General features: G+C 41.2%; 18 protein-coding genes and 2 pseudogenes. 5 read left to right on the plus strand and 15 right to left on the minus strand.

The annotated features are described in order from the left end of the window. Positions 1 to 316: 316 nt before the first annotated feature. On the minus strand, positions 317 to 958 hold the full coding sequence (locus V7L31_RS14420; protein WP_334696862.1) for a hypothetical protein: 642 nt from the start codon (positions 956 to 958) through the stop codon (positions 317 to 319). Positions 959 to 2,655: 1,697 nt separating this feature from the next. On the opposite strand from V7L31_RS14420, the gene V7L31_RS14425 reads away from it, so the two are divergent. Next, positions 2,656 to 3,807: a pyridoxal-phosphate-dependent aminotransferase family protein gene (locus V7L31_RS14425; RefSeq protein ID WP_334696863.1), complete on the plus strand. Its 1,152-nt coding sequence runs from the start codon at positions 2,656 to 2,658 to the stop codon at positions 3,805 to 3,807. Positions 3,808 to 4,220: 413 nt separating this feature from the next. Here the strand turns inward: V7L31_RS14425 and V7L31_RS14430 are convergent, their stop codons facing one another. The 7 genes from V7L31_RS14430 to petM all read right to left on the minus strand — a co-directional run bounded on the left by V7L31_RS14430 (position 4,221) and on the right by petM (position 9,572). Next, positions 4,221 to 4,448, minus strand: a complete 228-nt coding sequence (locus tag V7L31_RS14430) for a DUF2949 domain-containing protein (protein WP_179065710.1) — start codon at positions 4,446 to 4,448, stop codon at positions 4,221 to 4,223. 3 nt (positions 4,449 to 4,451) lie between these two features. Continuing rightward, positions 4,452 to 4,589 carry a hypothetical protein gene (locus V7L31_RS14435; protein ID WP_334696864.1) on the minus strand — a complete coding sequence of 46 codons (138 nt, stop codon included), beginning with the start codon at positions 4,587 to 4,589 and terminating at the stop codon, positions 4,452 to 4,454. 341 nt (positions 4,590 to 4,930) lie between these two features. Further along, complete coding sequence (locus V7L31_RS14440) at positions 4,931 to 5,437, minus strand: DUF192 domain-containing protein (protein ID WP_334696865.1); 507 nt, start codon at positions 5,435 to 5,437, stop codon at positions 4,931 to 4,933. A gap of 105 nt (positions 5,438 to 5,542) precedes the next feature. Beyond that, positions 5,543 to 6,229 carry a response regulator transcription factor NblR gene (nblR, locus tag V7L31_RS14445; RefSeq protein ID WP_334696866.1) on the minus strand — a complete coding sequence of 229 codons (687 nt, stop codon included), beginning with the start codon at positions 6,227 to 6,229 and terminating at the stop codon, positions 5,543 to 5,545. A 443-nt stretch (positions 6,230 to 6,672) separates the two neighbouring features. Further along, positions 6,673 to 7,590, minus strand: a complete 918-nt coding sequence (locus V7L31_RS14450; RefSeq protein ID WP_334696867.1) for an NAD(+) kinase — start codon at positions 7,588 to 7,590, stop codon at positions 6,673 to 6,675. Positions 7,591 to 8,217: 627 nt separating this feature from the next. Next, positions 8,218 to 9,216: an SDR family oxidoreductase gene (locus V7L31_RS14455; protein ID WP_334696868.1), complete on the minus strand. Its 999-nt coding sequence runs from the start codon at positions 9,214 to 9,216 to the stop codon at positions 8,218 to 8,220. A 251-nt stretch (positions 9,217 to 9,467) separates the two neighbouring features. Beyond that, complete coding sequence (petM, locus tag V7L31_RS14460; RefSeq protein WP_069072151.1) at positions 9,468 to 9,572, minus strand: cytochrome b6-f complex subunit PetM; 105 nt, start codon at positions 9,570 to 9,572, stop codon at positions 9,468 to 9,470. 205 nt (positions 9,573 to 9,777) lie between these two features. Here petM and pdxA point away from each other — a divergent pair, with 205 nt between their 5' ends. Further along, positions 9,778 to 10,902, plus strand: coding sequence for a 4-hydroxythreonine-4-phosphate dehydrogenase PdxA (pdxA, locus tag V7L31_RS14465; RefSeq protein ID WP_334696869.1), 1,125 nt, complete (start codon positions 9,778 to 9,780; stop codon positions 10,900 to 10,902). Here the strand turns inward: pdxA and V7L31_RS14470 are convergent. Beyond that, complete coding sequence (locus V7L31_RS14470; protein WP_179065717.1) at positions 10,863 to 11,582, minus strand: response regulator transcription factor; 720 nt, start codon at positions 11,580 to 11,582, stop codon at positions 10,863 to 10,865. The two genes, pdxA and V7L31_RS14470, sit on opposite strands and share 40 nt — an antisense overlap. A gap of 1 nt (position 11,583) precedes the next feature. Here V7L31_RS14470 and V7L31_RS14475 point away from each other — a divergent pair, with 1 nt between their 5' ends. The 3 genes and pseudogenes from V7L31_RS14475 to V7L31_RS14485 all read left to right on the plus strand — a co-directional run. Beyond that, positions 11,584 to 11,787, plus strand: a complete 204-nt coding sequence (locus V7L31_RS14475) for a hypothetical protein (protein ID WP_334696870.1) — start codon at positions 11,584 to 11,586, stop codon at positions 11,785 to 11,787. A 326-nt stretch (positions 11,788 to 12,113) separates the two neighbouring features. Further along, positions 12,114 to 14,477: an NACHT domain-containing protein gene (locus tag V7L31_RS14480; RefSeq protein ID WP_334696871.1), complete on the plus strand. Its 2,364-nt coding sequence runs from the start codon at positions 12,114 to 12,116 to the stop codon at positions 14,475 to 14,477. 193 nt (positions 14,478 to 14,670) lie between these two features. Then, positions 14,671 to 15,117: pseudogene (locus tag V7L31_RS14485) on the plus strand (rhodanese-like domain-containing protein); the annotation flags it as partial. 635 nt (positions 15,118 to 15,752) lie between these two features. Here V7L31_RS14485 and V7L31_RS14490 read toward each other — a convergent pair. The 6 genes and pseudogenes from V7L31_RS14490 to trpB all read right to left on the minus strand — a co-directional run bounded on the left by V7L31_RS14490 (position 15,753) and on the right by trpB (position 20,523). Further along, positions 15,753 to 16,382, minus strand: coding sequence for a ribonuclease H-like domain-containing protein (locus V7L31_RS14490; RefSeq protein ID WP_334696872.1), 630 nt, complete (start codon positions 16,380 to 16,382; stop codon positions 15,753 to 15,755). A gap of 89 nt (positions 16,383 to 16,471) precedes the next feature. Continuing rightward, complete coding sequence (locus tag V7L31_RS14495) at positions 16,472 to 17,020, minus strand: CAP domain-containing protein (RefSeq protein ID WP_334696873.1); 549 nt, start codon at positions 17,018 to 17,020, stop codon at positions 16,472 to 16,474. A 293-nt stretch (positions 17,021 to 17,313) separates the two neighbouring features. Beyond that, positions 17,314 to 17,688 (minus strand): annotated as a pseudogene (locus V7L31_RS14500) (CAP domain-containing protein); the annotation flags it as partial. A gap of 32 nt (positions 17,689 to 17,720) precedes the next feature. Beyond that, positions 17,721 to 18,008 carry a hypothetical protein gene (locus V7L31_RS14505; RefSeq protein ID WP_334696875.1) on the minus strand — a complete coding sequence of 96 codons (288 nt, stop codon included), beginning with the start codon at positions 18,006 to 18,008 and terminating at the stop codon, positions 17,721 to 17,723. A gap of 89 nt (positions 18,009 to 18,097) precedes the next feature. Then, positions 18,098 to 19,255, minus strand: coding sequence for a class I SAM-dependent methyltransferase (locus V7L31_RS14510; RefSeq protein ID WP_334696876.1), 1,158 nt, complete (start codon positions 19,253 to 19,255; stop codon positions 18,098 to 18,100). 32 nt (positions 19,256 to 19,287) lie between these two features. Next, entirely contained in the window at positions 19,288 to 20,523 is a 1,236-nt protein-coding gene (gene trpB, locus V7L31_RS14515) for a tryptophan synthase subunit beta (RefSeq protein ID WP_334696877.1), read from the minus strand. Positions 20,524 to 20,700 lie beyond the last annotated feature (177 nt).

The following is a 20,700-nucleotide window of genomic DNA, read 5'->3' on the forward strand; positions in this document are numbered from 1 at the left end:
GTTTTTTTGAGATAAATGTAATTTTTTACTCATTTTCTATCAAGCAAATTCCGTAATAACCGATTGTGACAGTTAAGGGTGCGGAATGTGGGTTATAAATTTTCTCACCCACCTACTTACGTATTTAACAGATGAAGCGATCGCATTTATCAAAATAAATTTAACGTGAGTCTCCAATGGAGGCGCATCTACGAAAAGGGCGAAAGAAAGCTGTGTTCGCCCTTAGCGTTGCCACATGCTAGGCAGGTAAAGTCTCGTGTAGCCGCGACTTCTAGTCGCCAGGGCAATTAATAATTTAGACTTTTCAAACAACCTCTTAATCAAGCCCTTCATTCGTGTTCGTGTAAGTTTTTGGATATTTGACATTTTTTAAGGCAATGAGGTATTCAAGCACTTTTGATTGAACCTCATTGAGAAATTTCTCATAAATCTTTTCAACATCGAGTTCTCTAATAAACTCAATTTCTGAAATAATTTCGTGGCATTCGTCTATTGTTGCCCCGTTGATCCCATACAGAATTCCAGTTGGATATTCATGAATACAATATTGAAGCCATCGAATCTGAACACTTAGCAAATCTTTATGCACATCAGGATTACTTCGATCGAGCAAGTAACATTCTTTGAGTAGCTCGTAGTCAGTTCTGAAGCTAATCTGCTCGTGGAGATGCTTTGCCTTGTATAAATTTTGGGCTGTACGAGCAAGCCATAAAGCTGACCAAGGATCACGGTTTTGATAACCCCTGAGAAGAGCAGGAAACACAATCTCTTCATAAAGCTCGTAGTTAATTGTATTCCCGTATTCGTATTTTTGAGTTTCTAGGAACTGGCGAGTCCACTGTTGTTTCTCGGTCATTGAAGTAAATGAAGCAATAAACCACTCAAGATTTTGTTTGGCTTGAGAGCGAAGACCGACTGTTTTGGAATGTAAATACTGTTTGTAATATTCAAGCTTCATATACTAGATATATAATCATTTCGCCTCAATTAATGTCGGGTTATATGGGTTTCACAACATTGGAGGAAAGAAGACGCTGAAGCAGGAAGAAGTTATTTTAACATCTGTATATAAGGCGTAACTAACTGCGATGGGAGCTTTATTAGATGGTAGGTTTTGATAGAACGCACAAACTTGAGATATTTAAGATGCGATCGCACTGATACTCAAAGTATGAAGTATGTATTGCAGTAAATATTATACTAGTAGTTTCCTTCCCTGGTATCTGTGTATTTAAAAATGGCTGTATCAGCGTCCAGAGAGTTAGATTATTTTATTTATACACGAAAAAGCGCTTGAGGTTTTGCTCACTCAAGCGCTTTCTCGTAAAAGCTTATACCAACTCACTTGTTTGATGCAACATTTGAAATCTGCAACACTCCCTGAGGAGAGAGTATTACGGGGATAACTTGTGACAAACATCTGGTGAAATGGTATCACTCCTTGCACTAACTAAGAATATCTCTTTTGCAAGAATACCGGGGATCTAGTGAGTGACAGTTTATAAACTGAACACTAGTTAAAAACGACTCACCATGAATAGTAACTAAAAAGACCAAGCATAATTGTAGCAATTTTGTAAGTATAGTATAAAAACTTATAGTTTATTTGCGTAGACATAGCCCAACCTCAGGCATCGCCTACCGCTCAGTGCTGTATTAAAATGTGCAGCAATTGGTAGCATAAATATCTCAGCTTCGGCGGCAAATAAATCGCCATAAAATCAGCCAAAGAAGTCTTGGATATTAGCATCGAAGCTATTTTGACTGAAATAAATTATCACCTCCTCTTATATATGGAGGTATTCTTTAGAGAATGGCAACCAAAGAAAAAATCTCAGACCCAAGTAGATTGAAAAGTTAGGGTTGGGTATCTTCCATCTCTTAGCAAACGGTAACATCCAACTATTCCGCATAGTGTAGGCGGTTACTTCCTTCGTGGAAGCAAAACATAGCTTTCTCACCGACGATTTCCGCGATATTCAAAACGATTTTGCGTGTTTCTATAGCAGTTCTCTTTTGGATGCAACATACAGTTAGACGCAGTAAAACGGGCGGTTATAAACCGCATCTATACAAACAAAACCCACCTCCGTGGGTTTCAAACTTTTAATTTGACTTTAGTCCTCGGAGGCGGACAATGCCAGGTAGCCGCAAATTCTATGAGACTGTTGGCGAATTAATAAGGGATCTAACGCATCATTCCTCATTACTCTGATTTCAGTCCGTTTCAACGGACTTGAACTATTAGCCCAAAATTTATTTCAGAGCGGGAAAGCAACGCCAAACCAATGTTTTAGGGGTGAGGGGTCAAATCCACCGTGAATTGACCAATAGTCTCACAGAATTCGCTAGGTCTTAAGTTGACACCAATAAGCAATGCAGTGCCCCTACGAACAGACACTTTAACCTGGCGTCTAGGTGTGTGGTAAAATTGCCTGGAACAGAAGTTTTATCGGAGTTAGAGTCTGGTATAAATTGCGAACGTCAAGCTTACCGCTCGTTAATTCCCACGATACTTTTCCTATGAATTTGGAAAATATACAACAAGACTGGTGAACAACTGAGTGTAATTTGTAGATGAATATCTAAAATTTGCGATCAGACTTAACCAACTTTCCACAATTTTGACTTTTATTTTACTTTTAGGATAGACACATGAACGATAAGCTGATGCTGATGATTCCAGGCCCTACCCCGGTGCCCGAAGCTGCCTTACTGGCATTAGCCAAGCATCCAATTGGACACCGTACCAGTGAATTTAGCAATATATTGGCAGAGGTGACAGAAAACCTGAAATGGCTGCACCAAACTCAAAATGATGTACTGACGCTGAATGTCAGTGGTACGGGTGCTGTAGAAGCAGCAATAATTAATTTTCTCTCTCCAGGCGATCGCATTTTAGTTGGTTCTAATGGTAAATTTGGCGAACGCTGGGTAGAAGTTGGTCAAGCCTATGGTTTGAACGTAGAAGAAGTTAAGGTGGAATGGGGAAAACCCTTAGACCCCGCAGTATTTGCCGAAAAACTCCAAGCAGACACCCAAAAGCAAATCAAAGCTGTAATCATTACCCACAGCGAAACCTCAACCGGTGTGTTAAATGACCTAGAAACCATCAACCGCCACGTTAAAGAACACGGTGAAGCTTTAATTATCGTTGATGCTGTCACTAGCTTGGGTGCGTTCAATTTACCCGTGGATGCTTGGGGTTTGGATATCGTCGCCTCTGGTTCCCAAAAAGGTTATATGATTCCGCCAGGATTGGGTTTTGTCTCTGTCAGTGCCAAAGCTTGGGAGGCTTATAAAACTGCGAAGCTACCGAAATATTATTTGGACTTAGCCAAATATCGCAAAGCTACAGCCAAAAATACAACCCCATTTACTCCTCCTGTGAACTTGATTGTAGCGTTACACACCACGCTGCGAATCATGAAAGAGGAAGGCTTGGAATCAATATTTGCTCGACACGAACGGCTAAAAAATGCTACCCGCGCCGCCATTCAAGGATTAAATTTACCCTTGTTTGCAGCAGATAGTTATGCTAGTCCGGCGATTACAGCTGTAGCACCACAAGGAATTGAACCGGATAAGATTCGGTCATTTATCAAAAAACGCTTTGATATTGCCTTAGCTGGTGGTCAAGACCACTTGAGTAATAAAATTTTCCGTATTGGTCACTTGGGTTTTGTGAGCGATCGCGATATCCTTAGCTGTATAGCATCCTTAGAAGTTACTCTCTCAGAACTTGGCTATGAAGACTTCACCCCTGGTTCTGGTGTAGCAGCAGCACTTAGAGTGTTTACAAAATAGTCATTGGTCATTGGTCATTTGCAAAGAACCAGTCAAAAGAGGGAGTTAAATTATTAACTCCCTCTTTTAATTTGTACATAAATCAATACACTTGGGTTATGAAAAATTGTAGGTTGGGTGAAGCACAGCGCAACTCAAAAAAGCTATCTATGAAAATGTTGGGTCAACCCTGTTCCCTGTTCCCCGTTCCCTATTCCCTACTGTATCAACCTTTTACACCTCAATCCTCATAAATGACACCAAGTTGCCCTAGATAGTATTATTTGTTCTGAAGAAAGTCGCGTAGTATCTTCGACACCAAAAAAGACTAACTTTGGCAACTTAGTATCACACCAAATTGTTATAAATAGTATTCTTTGAGATTCCGTTAACAGGTATTTGGTAGAAACTTTTAATCCAAAATCAGATATGAATTATGCTGTCTCCAGCCAATCATAAATTTGTTCTAATTGGTCTAAAGTAATCAACCCATATTGCCAAAGAATCATTGCCAAAGGGCCTGGGTCTTGCTCACGATGGCGAAGCGCCACTGCTAGTGATGCTGTGGAAATTGCCAAATCTTCTTGCAAAAAATGAATCAGTCGAGAATATTTTGATGGTGACATTTGTATCTCACCTCCTTGTGCAGAATGTATTGTCATATATCAGTTCACCATTGCTCGGTAGACAGTAGCCAGTATTTTATCTGTCACTGTGCCATCATCGGCCATACACCCCAGCACAGCTTTTTTTTGATCTGCCTTTAAGATAGGCTTTTCATAGAGGGTTTCAGAAATTCTCAAGCAGTATTTTTACTTAATTCAATTGGCTTCATCTTGTTTACTTTTGCGCTTTATTTAATTACACAGGTAGTAACAAAGATTCCATAGCCTATACTCTCTTATTGGCGACTATTTGCACTTACGCCCAAGGGAATATTTTTGCAACCCAACCTTAAGACTACGATTTTAGGTTGGAGACAGTAGAATTTTACATTATTACCACAATTTTTAAATAGTAGCGTTACAAGTGACTGTTTTACCACATCAAGTGACATTTTTTACAGAAAAAACATATATTTCGACCGTATAGGTTCTTAACCGGGTAATTACCCAAATTTTTATACCCGCAAAGTACCGGAGGCTCAAAACTCAATTTTGATAATATCACCTACTTTCAACTTCAATTCGGCAGCTCTTCCAGAGCGAAGTTCAATCACCTTATCGACTGGTGTCCTGGGGCCGTAGGTAGGACAAGGATCGCTTGCACAAGGAGGTGTAGCAGCCTGAATATATTTAACTACACCCTTATGTAGAAATACTATATCCAATGGCATAGGTGTATTCTTCATCCAGAAACTAACTGGTTGTGCTGAAGGGAAGGGAAATAGCATTCCCCGGTCATCTGGCAAAGCTGGTCGATACATCAAACCCATCTCTTGCTGTTCTGGTGTCTGTGCTACCTCTAATTTAATTGTTGTGCCATTAGGAACAATGGCTTTAGCAGTAATTGGTAGTGTTTGACCTAAACTCGCTGCTGCTGGAGTTTGAGAAGCAGAGGTGGGGGTGGGAGGTTTAGCTGTTGTTGGGGCGGAACAGCCCATCAGAAAAAGACTCAGCAACATCGAAAGCAAACTTAGCCAACGAGTCATATAGTTTTTTGATTTTGTAATTTAGACTTCAATTTTACAGTGTTGTAGGCAGAAAAACCCCTTGGCTGGGAGGCAACGAAGTAGCTAGACTTCCGCTACAGTATACTAGGATTCTCTTAAAACGTACCCAACACCACGCACTGTTTGAATAAGGCGCTTTTGACCTTCATCTTCGATTTTTAACCGCAAGTAACGGATGTACACTTCAATTACATTCGACTCACCCAGAAAGTCGTAACCCCAAACATTCTCTAAAATTTGTTCGCGGGTTAACACTTCACGGGGATGTTCCATTAAGAATTTTAATAGTTCAAATTCCTTCATTGTCAAGTCAATTGGTCGTCCGTTGTGTATGGCGCGACGAGTTGCGATGTCTAAAATTAAATCCCCAAAGCGTAATTGCTCAGTGGTATCCACATCGGGTTTTAAGTAGAGGCGAATCAACTTCAAAAAGTCTTCTGAGCGATAAGGCTTGAGGATGTAATCATCCGCTCCAGCTTCTAGACAAGCTACCCGATCGTCAACTGTATCCCTTGCCATTAAAATCAGTACAGGCGATCGCATACCAGTGCTTCTGAGATTTTTGCACAATGAGAGTCCTGATTCTCCTGCGAGCATCCGGTCTAAAACAATTAAAGCAGGCTGGCGATCGCGACAGTGTTGTAAACCACTCGCTGCATCATGAGCCACAATTGATTCATAGCCGGCTTCTTGCAAATCGCAAGCAAGCTGATTTGCAAGGCTCTCATCGGTTTCAATCACCAAAACAGAGGGACTTAGAGCAACTGTCATAACAATTTGGGATATTGGATTTGGGATTGTAAAGATATTCCAGTGAAAATCTTTACATCAGTTATAAAGTGCAAATACGAGTTTTTCGTGATGGAACAATCTGATTTGAAACGCAGCTAAGAATCTTTTAGCACGTTCAGGTATCACCCATCGAATTCTTGGATGCAATCTTAATAACTAGGGGATTGGGTACTAGTAGTACCGCAAGGCGGAATTAAAAATTAAAAATTAAAAATAAATACAGCGTAAGCATTTCATTGATTTGAAATGGGTGGTTTATTTACGCCGTGTTGTAATAGGTACTAGGGATTGGGTATTGGAATTAAGGGAGAGATAGATAGGTGACAGAGAATAATCTTTACCCTGTAGCCTGTTTCCCAGCCCCAGTCCCCAGTCCCCAGTCCCCAGTCCCTAGTCCCCAATCCCCAATCCCCACCCAATCCCTACGGCAACTCTACCGAAGTTGGTTTGGCGATATGTGGCAAACCCCAACCTAATTTTTCTCGCAAAATTCGGAAAAACTCAGGTGGTTGCAGGCGAATAAATCGCGCACTATATTGCGATCGCTCCATATATACCCGATCTTCTGGTAGGACATAACACCCACCATTACCATCTACCACCATTACTAGCCGAGGGATATTGACTGGGTAGATATTGACCGATTCACTATCTGGAAATACCAATGCTCTAGAAGCTAGGGAATGGGGACAAATGGGTACTAGCTGTAAAACAGGTACGCCGGGAGTCACCACCGGGCCACCAGCACTCAATGAGTAAGCTGTAGAACCAGTGGGGGTAGAAACAATCACACCATCCGCAGCAATATCTACTGGCGCATGGCGTCCTATGGCAATTTCAAAATGGCACATAGAGGTCAAAGGTTCCCGATGCAGCACCATTTCATTTAAGCAGAGGGCTTCCCATAGTACTGAATCTCCCCGAAACACTTTGACGTTGAGCATGGCTCGTTCTTCAATTTCATACTCGCCTGCGATCGCCTGTTCTAGTGCCTGGGGCAATTGATTCAGAAAAGTTTCGGTCAAAAATCCCATGTGGCCGGTATTCACTGTTAGTAATGGAATACCACAGGGAGCTACCTGACGAGACGCTGCTAAAACAGTGCCGTCTCCTCCTAATACCACTGCGAACTTCATATCTGAGTCAAAACCAGGGGGCGTTAGACCGTCAATGGGAGTGTGGCATACAGGACTTTCCGGGTTAGGGTAGCCCAATATCCCACCGATACTCGATGTGATACATACATTCCAACCGACTGCGGTTAGCTTGTCTTTCAACTCGATAGCGACACGGCCCGCTATCGGTTTAACGTCATTGTAGATAATGCCTGCTTTCGGCACACTCAAATATCCAAATTTAGGCGATGCTTTGTATTCTGTAATCCTTACACATTTTTGGTCATGTAGTCATTAATCTAGAGTCAAATATCTAGAGTCTAGAATTTTATGACTAAATGTCTGTTTTGTAGTAACCATTCCCGGCTCTAAAGATACAGGGCTTTGTCTCCCTCCCAACACTAAGCTGTTCCATATTTAAATTGCATCAGATGGGCGCTCATGTTGCCATTGGTGTCAACTTAACGCGAAACCGCTTGTCCGCCGGGAATTGAAATTCCCGTCTCATAGGCAAAGTCATCTGAAGATGACTAAATATCGCCAAAAATCTCCAGTCTACTTCAGTAGACTTAAGCTATTAGCCCGAAAATTTATTTTTGAAGTAATAAGTAATGAGTAATGGGTATTACTTATTACTCATTACTCATTACTCATTTATTTATTTCCCGGCGGGCATGGAAGCCAACAGATAAGCTATTTCCCTCAATTTTCGTAGATACGCGTTATCGCACTCGGTTACTAGCGTAAGCTTTGGAAACGAGTCAATTTCCTGCGTTGAACTAATTTCACCGTAAGAAAGATTTTAAAGTAAAGCCGTCCTTCATGACGGGGAATAACCCAAATTTTTGATGACTATTGACTATTGGCTTTTGAAGACTGCTTAAAAGGAGTTTTCTTAGGTTTCTGTTTTTTATTTTTATTTTTTTGGTAGTCTACCTCTTTGAGCTTCTTCATGATTCGGCTGAAGTACTCTTGTAGATAGCTTTCTAGGGTTGTGGTTTGTTGCTGATCTAAACCAAACACTGTGTAAACTTCATCCATTGAAGCATTTAACTGTTTACCACTAGCTAATACTTCTGTAAATGCTAGCCTGTCTGCTACGTTCCATCCCCACTGGAAGAATCGCATTATGCCCCGCACAGCACGCAGCAAGTTTATTGGCATCCGCGTTACTCTAGCGTCTTTTCCAGATAAGCGTTCGCACAGGTTGATGATTTCTTCTGCACTCCATGCACGAGTCCCGACTACAGGAAAAGTTTCGTTTTCCGTTTCTGGTACACTCAATGCTCTAATTGCAAACTTAGCAATATCCTGAGTGTCCATATAGGCGATGGGTGAAGAATTACCTGTTACCCAAACTGGCTGGCCTTCCAAAATGGGAATCCCGTACTGACCGATTAACCCTTGCATAAACCCAGCTAGCCGCAAAATAGTGTAATTTAAGCCTGACTCAGCTAGGAAGACTTCTGTACATCGCTTAATTTCCATAAGCGGTACTTCTGGGTATTTATCAGCATCTAAAATTGAAAAGAAAACAAAACGCTCTACACCCGCAGCTTTTGCAGCTTGAATCAATGCTACTTTGCCTTCCCAGTCCACTTGTTTGATACTCAGTGAATCTGTAGGGCGAGATGTTGACGCATCAATAACTTGGGTTACGCCAACTAAAGCTTCCGCTAGGCTTTCGGGGTAACGCAAATTTCCGGGTACGAGTTCTGCACCCCACTCTTTGAGAAAAGCTGCTTTTTTACTGCTGCGGACAAGGCAGCGCACTTTATATCCCTCATCGATAGCACGACGAGCCACTTGTCTTCCTAAGGTGCCAGTGGCACCGACGATTAATAATGTCATGAGGGTTGTAATAAATTTTAATGTTTTATGAAAAGAATGTTATCAGAATAACCTATGCAAACAAAACTTTACATCTTTTCTCAGAAAATCAATTGATTTGGATAGACTTATGAGAAATATAGCTGTCCGGTTAACGGACAAGCTTTTTTCTCATTTCGATGAAAAAGGGAGATAAGAGTGGGGAGTAGGGAATGGGGAGTAGGGAGTGGAAGAGTGGAAGAGTGGAGTAATAACTCAGCACTCAGTACTAATTATTCTTCTCCGCCCTGAATTTTCAGTAACAATGCGCCTAATGCCCAGCCTACAAAGATTAAACTGAAAGACAATAGAGCTGCATTCAAAATTTCGCCGCCCATTGGTGTGATTCTCCTTATGCAAAGTGGTGTGTAAACTAGGTCTACCAGAAGCTTTTCAACAGTTGCTAGGATTAGACCTGTGTAAACAATTTTAAACTAGTTTAGCAAGTAATCCCTACTGGCTTGGGGGGCAATCCCTACTGTTGGAAGAAGAGGAGATGGGGAAATTGGGAAAATTTTATGATAATAATTATGAAGAAAATTTATGTATCAAAATAATCAAGTTAATTTAATAAACTCTGTTAAAGAAAATCGTCCGCGTTTGGTGCTGACGCTGGGAGATCCGGCGGGGATTGGGCCGGAGGTGATTTTGAAAGCTTTAGCAGATCAGGAAATTAGTCAAAAATATGACGTTACAGTAGTGGGTAATAGGGATTTGCTGGCAGAGACTTATCGCAAACTGAATTTAACTGAGAATTTAGCACCTTTGGCAAATCCAGATGATTTGTCGGTCTGCGATGTGCAGTTGGATGGGAAAATTCAAGGTGAAATTATCCCAGGAATCGGTAATGCAGCCAGTGGTGCGGCCAGTTTTGCCTATATGGAATATGCGATCGCTCAAACACTCGCTGGTAAATTTGATGCTATTGTCACAGGGCCGATCGCTAAATCTGCTTGGAAAGCCGCAGGCTATAATTACCCAGGACAAACGGAACTTTTGGCAGAAAAGTCAGGTGTTGACCGTTTTGGGATGTTATTTGTGGCGCGATCGCCCCATACTGGTTGGACACTCCGCGCAATACTAGCTACCACACATATTCCCCTACGTCAAGTAGCTGATGTATTGACACCGCAGTTGTTGACACAAAAACTAGATTTGCTGGTGGAGTGTCTGGAGAGAGATTTTGGTATATATAGAGGGAGAATTGCGATCGCTGGGTTAAATCCCCACAGTGGTGAACAGGGACAACTTGGGCATGAAGAACAGGATTGGTTAATTCCCTGGTTAGAGCAAGAGCGGCAAAACCGACCACAATTGCAGTTAGATGGGCCAATCCCGCCAGATACGATGTGGGTTAAACCTGGTCAAGCTTGGTATGGAAATTCTTTAGTACAAAATCCTGCTGATGGGTATTTGGCACTTTACCACGATCAAGGCTTAATTCCTGTAAAGCTGATGGCGTTTGATCGAGCGGTTAATACTTCTATTGGTCTTCCTTTCGTTCGGACTTCACCAGATCACGGAACAGCTTTTGATATTGCAGGTAAAGGAATTGCTGATGCTACAAGTATGAAAGCAGCAATACATTTAGCCGCGGAGTTGGTTAGTCAAAGATTAGCTCAGAAAAATTATGAATTAGTAATCTCATCGGGTGCTTCAAACTTGTAACCATAGCCCCGTACAGTTTTAATAAACTCCGGTACGCTGGTATCAACTTCCATTTTCTTACGCAACTGACCAATATGCACATCAACCACCCTTCCATCTCCTATGTAGTCGCAACCCCAGATTTTTTGAATTAACTGTGGGCGACTCCAAGCTTGATTAGGATGACTTGCTAAAAAATGTAAGATATTAAATTCCAGTGCTGTTAAAGCGAGAGGTTTATCGTTAAGTGTTACCTCTCGACCCTCTGGATTAATTGCTAACTGCTTGAAAACGATCCGTTGTGTTGGGGAAGGGTTGATGTAGCGTATCCGCCTCAAAAGAGCTTCGACTCTAACTTCAACTTCTGCAAGACTAAATGGTTTAGTCATGAAGTCATCAGCACCGGCACTTAAGATTTTAATTTTATCAGCCTCGTCAGTCCTACTAGTCAGTATCAGCACTAAAACATTAGTACGACTTTGCATTTCTTGGCAGAGGCTATAACCAGTAACATCTGGCAAATTCCAATCCAGAATTACTAAAGCTGGGTTAAATTGCTCAAACAACGATAAAGCAGTCTTACCATCTGCTGCCGACTCTATTTGATATTTCCGACTTAAAAAACGATAGACGAGATTTCGCACGCCGAAGTCGTCATCAACAATCAGAATTTTGGGAGTCGTATCAGTAATCATAACCATAATGCTGCCTATTGTAGATTCTGCAATTCGCTGTTATGCCAGTTTGGCTTTACGTGTTTTTGTTGAGAGTATATTCACGCGCGTCTCTGCTGAGTGCGATCGCTACTGTAGTATTTGTGTACAATTAATTTTCCATGAAGTTTATAAAAACTTCAGCCATTGTAATGCTGATAAAATGTATGAATGTTGTATGATTTTTGTATAATCTTGAATTTATTTTATATTAAGTGTAAAAACTAACACTTAAATTTGAGTATAATTATAAACTATCTCCGTAACCGCAAATAGTCTAAAGACACATCTAAAAGCGACGGCAATTGCTACAACTTTAAAAAAGCAACATAATTTTCTGAATAATTAAGTTAAGTTTCTACAAAGGCTCACCAACGGTCAATCTAGATTTTCAACTCCTATTTAACTAACTGGACTTTAGCTAGCAAGTATGTTTTCTTGAAGAAAATTTACCCTAGTGTATTTACATATAGCTAACCTCTTACGTATATACTATACTACAAATTTCAGCCTGAGACTATGACCAGCCAAGGACTGAGAGCATCACCAGAAGGTATAAGAGCAGCAAAAACAGCTTTAACAGACAAAACTTGGAGTCAGCATAAATTAGCAACAGCTTTAGGCATTACACGTCAACCAGTTTCCAAATTTTTTGCAGGTGAGTCGGTTTCTCGTTCTTGTTTTGTGCAAATTTGCCAACAGTTAGGGTTATCTTGGCAAAAAGTTGCTGGCTTACCTGAAGATGTGGCATTTGAGACAACTCCTAAAACGCAATTCAAAAGTGCCGATCTCGATACACTGGTGCGGGAAGTGCGGCAAAAACGCCAAGACAAAATTCAAGATCAGTGCAGTACCTTGCAAATGTTGGATATTGCCCAGACAGTCCAACTGATCGATATTTACACCGATATTAATGTTTTAGAGAAGATAAATAATCTGCAATGGCGAGAAATTTCTGACCTGTTGAAAGACTTCAAATCTGAATCAAATTTTAATCAACTTGGAGGATACAAGGGTCAGAGAAAATTACCAGGCTTAGAAGTGGTATTGCGGCACTCAAAACTAATGGTGCTGGGTAAACCAGGATCGGGTAAAACCACATTTTTACAATATTTAGCGATTGAGTGTAACAAAGGCAAGTTTCAGCCAAACCGCATTGCCATTTTTATTAGGATGAAAGAATTTGCGGAAGATGCTAAAACTGACAGCCAATTGAATCTATTAAACTACATCATTCAAGAATTTATCAATTGCAGTATTGAACAAGAATCAACCCAAATTCTGCTATCTGAGGGAAAACTGCTGATTTTGCTAGATGGATTAGATGAAGTAGCAGTAGAAAAAGCAGATCAAGTCACAAGAGAAATTCGGAGATTTGCTCAGACTTTTTATCGGAATCAGTTTGTTATTAATTGTCGGATTGCTGCCCATAAATACAGATTTCAGGGATTTACTGAAGTTGAGGTGGCAGACTTTGACCAAGAGCAAATAGAAATTTTTGCCAAAAATTGGTTTGTTGGAGTCGCTTTTAATTCTAGGGAAGATGGAGAAATCATAGGAAATTTATTTATTAATCAGCTGCATTTACCAGAAAATCAGCATATCCGAGAATTAGCAGTTACTCCAATACTGTTACATTGGATTTGCTTAGTATTCCAAGTAAAAGATGGATTCTCCTTAAAGCCAGCGAAGTTATATGAACAAGCACTGAATATTTTGATGTTCAGATGGGATGAAATTAGAGGTATTAAACGCGATCGCGTTGGTGATAATTTGACTCTAGTCAGCAAAAAAAAGCTACTTTATCAACTTGCAGCTATAACTTTTGAGTATGGAGATTACTTTTTTGAAAAAGAAAAGATTCTGCAAATTATTGCTGAGTGTCTGGATACTTTCGCCGGAGTTAATTCAGAAATAATTCAATCGCAGCTATTTCAAGAAGCAGTTTTGAAGGAGATTGAGGTACAAAATGGTTTATTGGTGCAAAGGGCACAAGAAATTTACTCCTTTTCTCATTTGACGCTCCAAAACTATTTTACAGCTAGAAAATTTGTTGAATTCCCTCAAGTCCAAAATTGGCATAATCTGGTAAATCATATAACTGAAAAGCGCTGGCAGGAAGTATTTTTATTAACTGTTGGTATGTTGCCAAATTCTGATGAGATTCTACAGATTATGAAGCAAAAAGTTGATTTGCTAGTAGCTGAAGACGAAAGATTACAGTATTTTCTAACCTGGCTGCATCAAAAATCTAGTTCCGTATCTACCCAATACAAAGCAGCAGCCGTTCGGGCTTTTTACCTAGTTTGCGTTGAACAAAGTTCACATCGCGCTTTTGTTTATCCTTCTGGTTATGACCTTGAGTACGCCCTTGTTGGTAACATCGCTTTTGACCCTGAGCTTGCTCTTGATGAGTTTCTATTTAGTACAATTGCCTGTATTAACGAACTTGATTTTGCTTTTGAGCATAGCCTCAATGATGCCCTCGATCATGCTCATGCTTTTGCTATTGCCTTTGATGAAACTGTCGATCTTGTTGTGAATCCGAAATTGAAGCAAGTGTTGCAAAAACTTAAAAAACAACTGCCATCTATAGACAGCAATCCAGAGAGATTTAGGGAATGGTGGCAAGCTAAGGGGAAGGTCTGGGGTGAACAATTAAGAGATATCTTGATTAAGGATCGCAATATTGGTTACGATTGGCAATTTGATGAACAGCAAAAAGAATTACTTCAGCAATATTACGATGTGAATAAATTGTTGGTAGATTGCCTCAATAGTGCTGCTGATGTAACTTCAAGAGTGCGAGAGGAGATTGAGGAGACATTATTATTAGCGATCGCAGATGTTGAAAAGATACGCAATTCTTATATTAATAGCTGAATATTTTACATTTTAAACTAATATTTTTATCAATTAATTAAACATTTTCAAGAAGTCGGCGATCTTTTTGTTCATAAGTCTGCATAGATTGCTATATCTGAGGAAAGGATTAGAGAATAATCATACCAGCGAAAGAGCAATTAAATATATCGAGTGGTTAAATTGCTATTAATATCGTTAGCAAAGAGCAGTTATGACAAATAATTTAGTAGGCGGCATCATTCCGCCACAGCAACCAATAGCAGCACAATCTGATGCTCATACCCTGAAGACTCGTCTGGAATGGGGCGAACCAGCTTTTACAATATTAGATGTGCGCGATCGCACGACCTACAACCAAGGCCACATCCTGGGAGCGATACCAACGCCAATAGATGAATTGGTAGAGCGTGCAATATCTTCTTTGGATAAAAGCCGTGATATTTACGTTTACGGCGCCAATGAGCAAGAAACTGCCGAAGCCGCACAACAACTACGTTCTAATGGATTTGGGCATGTCTCCCAACTCAAAGGTGGTCTTACTGGATGGAAGGAGATTGGTGGCCCAACAGAAGGCATTGTTGAATCAAGAACTCCCCCAGGTGCAGATGATTACAATGTTGTAGCTCGATTACAAAATCACCAAGAAAATCTCCAAAAGGGTGGTAGTAGCACCACAGAAGCCATTAAGAAGGGAGTCAGCGACCTCAAGGAAGGTATTCAAGAGGGAGCCAGTAACCTCAAAGAAGGCATTCAAGAAGGAGCTAGTAACCTCAAAGAAGGTATTCAAGAGGGAGCCAGTAACCTCAAGGAAAATCTTGATGAATCTAAAACTCCTAGAGACACTGATGATTCCAACTTTGGCTCTTAGGCAAAAAATATAGCGGTTCCCATTCAGATGGGGTACAACGTTATATCGCAAGGTGTAGGGAACATGCACTTTGGTGTCAACTTAACGGGAAAGCAAGTCTAGAACTAGCTTTTAGATTCCCTCGTTCCCAGTCTCCGACTGGGAATGCTTGTCTTTGAGGCTCCGCCTCTCTTTACTGGCGGCAGAGCCACTTTTGAGTTGCATTTCTAGCTGGAGGCTGGAAACGAGGTTTTAAATCAGTTTTAAATTTCTCTTCTTGACTTCTTAACTTTGCGCTCTTCTCTGACGAGACGCTGCGCGTAGCTTGCTTCTCCGTAGGAGTATGCGGTTCGTTTTCTTAACCATCAAATTTCATGAGACAGACCACTAGCGTGGATCGGCAAGCAATAAGAATTTCTTGTCCCTACTCTCCATTCACTATTTGATCAGTGTTCAAACAAATCCTTAAATTGCCACAAATCTAAGGAAACTATCGTTGGCAGGAATTCAAAGCATTCTTGAGCAACTTGCCAACGTTCTTCTCGTTTGAGCATTTCAATTAGCTTTTGTTGCACGCTAAGTAAGTAGCGCACATCATTGGCAGCATAACTTAGTTGAGCTTCAGATAAACTAGCGGCGTTACCCCAATCAGAACTTTGAGAGCTTTTATCTAGTTCCACTTTTTCTAACTCTTGCACCACATCTTTAAGTCCGTGGCGATTTGTGTAAGTACGGGCTAATTTACTAGCAATTTTAGTGCAAAAAACAGGACTAACCTGAATCCCCAGATTAGCTCGCAAAGTAGCCAAGTCAAATCGAGCAAAGTGAAACACTTTTACGACATTGACTGCTTCTAAGAGTTTTTTTAAGTTGGGCGCGTCCGTTTGTCCTTTAGCTATGCGGATTACAGCTACTTTCCCCTCTGGATTGCACAGTTGGACGAGACACAAGCGATCGCGCAGGGGCAATAATCCCATTGTCTCTGTATCAACTGCGATCGCTGTCGATTCTAAATACTGGCTAAGGGCTGCGTCACTGAGGTCGCGATCGCTCACCTGAAAATCTTGTAATGTCATCAATCTTTCAAAAATAATAGCAGTGTCCAGCAAACAAAAGTCTTGTCAGACACTACATTATTATTGTGCAGAAAAATCAAAAATTAAATTTACCTAGTGCGAAAAAACATTTGTGTCAGGTAGACTTCACCTTGATTATTAGTAGCAACGCCGATTCCAGTGAGGTTGTAATTTCCTTTCAGATTCTTTAGATGCCCAGGACTTTTGATCCAACCAGTAACAGCTTCCTCTACAGGGTTGCTATATCCCCGATTGAAAGCAACATTTTCCGCCGCACTGTTGTAGCGAATAGGGATAGCCTTGACTCGTTTTTCAAATCCCTGATGGCTAAATGGGGTTTTACCTTTAGCCATATTTTGACTATGAATTCTTGCCTGTCGAGTTAAATTTGCATTTAAAATCAACTTTGGTAGCCCTTTAGAAGCCCGATATCGATTAATTTGCTCAAATACTGATTTTTCTAGCTCAGTAGTTTTAAAAGTAGGAGTCGATATTGCAACCTGACTAGAAAAAAGCGACAACAGCTTATTACGGGTGGATGTATTCGTAGAAGTATGATTTGGTATCGGAACAGTCGTTAATCCACTGGCAAGGACAAGCGCACTTAAAGCGATGCCAAAAGCAGTTTGTCGGAACATGGAGAATTGCGTAATGTGTAGAGATATAAGACTTATACTTTAGCTCATTGTTCCGACGATATGCACCACAATACTATTAAGGATTGATGAATTTCGGCAATTTGGCTACATCCTTTACAAGGAACACAAACAATTATTTGTAATTGTGAATACTTTAATAGTCAACTTTATGAAAGGCACGGTTAATTTTGCTGAGAATTTAAGATTTTCAGGAATTAATATGAGATATGTAAATTAGATGTAGTTTACATTAACAGAGAATTTCAGAAAAAACCTCAATTTCGCCAAAACGATCAGCGAAGGAAAATTTGTGTGAAGTAGATTTCGCCTCCACTGTTACTAGCGACACCAATTCCTGTGCGATCGTAATTACCTCTAATATTGGCAAGATGCCCTGGACTTTCAAGCCATCCTTGAACAGCTATTTTGGCAGGATCGCTATATCCCTGATTAAAAGCGACATTTTCACTAGCGGCTCTGTAAGAAATACCGATTGCGATAATTCGCTGTGAAAATCCTGTATGTCCAAAGGTAACTGCGCCATTAGCCATGTTTTGGCTGTGAATCCTGACTTGATGATCGATCGCAGTATTACGAGTCAGCACTGGTAGCCCTTGAGAAACTCTGTAGCTATTTATTTGGTTGAAAATTGACTGTTCTAGAGCAGCAATATCGATGCTAGGTTCTACCATCTGCAAGACTAGCTTTGGTTAAGGGTTTCCAACTCTTCTTGTACCACTCGTAACACCCTAGCAATATATTCTGCCCGCCACTGTTCTCGTTCCTTAGTTACTGTGGTATCCGGCTCATAAGCTTCAATCTCAGTAGCCGATAAAATCCCTTTAACTTCTAGCAACCTTTCAATTGTGTCCAGCCGCTCATGCAGCACAGATACCTCGCCAGCCAAAGCCATAACGATCGCTAACAATTTATCAGTTTGCGGATTTTCTAAGTAAACAGGTCGTTTACCCTTAGCTATTTTTACCATCCGAATACCAATTCTCCAAAAATAAAACCACACAAAAAAGCCGGAAACCCTGAGAAAATCCGACTTACTCAATTACGAATTACGAATTATTACTTAGTTGCAGCAACTACAAACCAACTGCCTTGGCTGCCTGAGTTCCCATTTTTAAACAGTCCATTCGTTACCTTGGCTTTCCACGCTCCATTTGGGACAAATTTCTCGAAGACCTTATCTGCGGCAAAACCAGCCTTAGTAACTAGCGATACCAAATCCAAATCGCGTGCAGCACTCCAGAAGGGTTCATTGTTGTTAGCGGTTTCCCAATCAAAAATAAATTGCGTATAAACATCCATGTGACGATAAAGGGGTGCTTCCACATGGATCATCATGCCGCCAGGAGCCAGTAGACGATAAGATTCTTGCATAACTTTACGGATGGCTGGCGGGGGAATTTCATGCAGCAAAATGTGAGAAACCACTAAATCAAATGATTCATCAGGGAAGTTAGTGCGTTCGGCATTTTGCTGGGAGAAATGTACCCGTTTTCCCAAAGCTTCGGCTCTTGCATGAGCGTAACGCAGCATAGATGCACCCACATCGATAGCATGGACTTCTGCATCTGGGAAACCATCTACATAAGGTAATGTACTATTGCCGACAGAACATCCCATATCGAGGATTTTTCTCGGTCGAAAGTCAGGATGCTCTGATAGTAGGTAGTTTTGAACTATAGATAGCCCCATATCATCGTTCAGGGGCCCCAACCAACCTAGACCATAAACATAAACGCCGCGATCGTAGGTTGCGCCGGCAGTGACATCATCAGCGGTGAATTCACTGTGATATCCTCCGGGCATACAGTGAATATCTACAGCTTTTTGATGAGTAGGTATTTCAAAATTTGAGTCAAGGGTTAAAGTACCCAGTTCATCACCTTTATCTTTGGCGCGCTCAATCAATTCTGGTAGTTGTCTGTCAACGTTGGCATTTACAGCATCCCACAACATTTCCTGGTTGATGCGCTTGAGCGCACTAGTCCAGCGGTAGTAAGGTTCGTGCTGCATTACTTCCCGAATTTCATAACGATTCTGGGGAGGACGCTGATGTTCTTGTTCAAACCTCGGCTTGCCTAGTTTTTCATAAACTACCTTATTCCCAGGAGAGATATTCCTGAAAATGTGCATTTTCAGACTTTGCACAAAGTTTTGGCGTGCTAACTCGTCGTGAGTGGGTTGCGGTAGCATCGCGTGTTTGAATTGTTGATCCATATATTGCTTTTTTCCCAATATTTTACGTAGATTTACGCTGGATATAATAACTTGGCTACTGTTTGTACATCTTTATCACCGCGTCCAGAGCAGTTAATCACAATCCGAGGACTGCCAGTTAGTTGAGGACAGAGGGTTTCGAGGTAGGCGATCGCATGGGCTGTTTCTAATGCTGGGATAATCCCTTCCAATTTCGATAATCGCTGGAATGCCTCTAAAGCCTCTGCATCCGTCACACTATAGTATTCAGCGCGACCAGTATCTTTTAAATAACTATGTTCTGGGCCCACACCGGGATAATCTAACCCAGCACTAATTGAGTGTGCCTCAATGATTTGCCCATCTTCATCTTGCAGTAGGTAGCTCATTGCTCCATGCAATACACCAACTCGTCCTTTTGTCAAGGTTGCTGCGTGTTTTTCAGTATTGACACCTTCTCCGGCTGCCTCAACCCCAATTAATCGTATAGAAGACTCATTAATAAACTCATAAAACAGCCCCATTGCATTGGAACCACCACCCACACAAGCCAACAGAATATCAGGCAATGCACCCCACTTTTCTATTGCTTGGGCGCGAGTTTCTTCGCCGATCACTGCATGGAAATCACGTACCATCATTGGGTAAGGATGTGGCCCTGCTACTGAACCCAGGATGTAATGAGTACTTTCTACATTTGTCACCCAATCCCGAATTGCTTCAGAAGTAGCATCCTTCAAAGTTCCGGTTCCCGCCTCTACTGGACGCACTTCTGCCCCCATCAGCCGCATTCTGAACACATTTAAAGCTTGACGTTCCATGTCTTGAACGCCCATGTAGATTATGCATTTCAGCCCAAAACGAGCGCAAACTGTGGCTGTCGCAACTCCATGTTGTCCCGCACCCGTTTCGGCAATAATCCGCTGCTTACCCATGCGTTTTGCCAACAATACCTGACCTAAAGCATTATTGATTTTGTGAGCGCCAGTATGATTTAAATCTTCACGTTTTAAGTAAATTTGTGGCCCGGTGCGATCGGGTCGGGCATAATTAGCAGTCAAGCGTTCAGCAAAATACAATGGTGTCGCACGTCCTACATAGTCCCGTAACAACTGCTGTAGTTCTGCTTGAAAACTGGGGTCATTGCGGTATTGCTGATAAGCTGTTTCTAACTCAGCAAGGGCAGGCATAAGCGTTTCAGGTACATACTTACCGCCAAAGCGTCCAAAGCGTCCTAGCGTATCTGGAACTTGAGCAATTGAACTTGGAGATAGAGGAGTGGTAGTCACAGGCTGTTTTTGATGACGGGAATGACTTAATTATTATAGAAAGTCTGGGGCATATCTGGGGAATGGGGAATGGGGCATACCCAATTACTTTGAATCCCTCTGGCAATGGATTTGTGATGTTAGCCTAGAAATTGACATCCGAGCAGAATGGTTACGTAGAAGTTTCCACTGCTTTGA

Origin of the sequence: Nostoc sp. (assembly GCF_036916655.1) — a bacterium.
In the GTDB taxonomy this organism is placed as follows: Bacteria; Cyanobacteriota; Cyanobacteriia; order Cyanobacteriales; family Nostocaceae; genus Nostoc.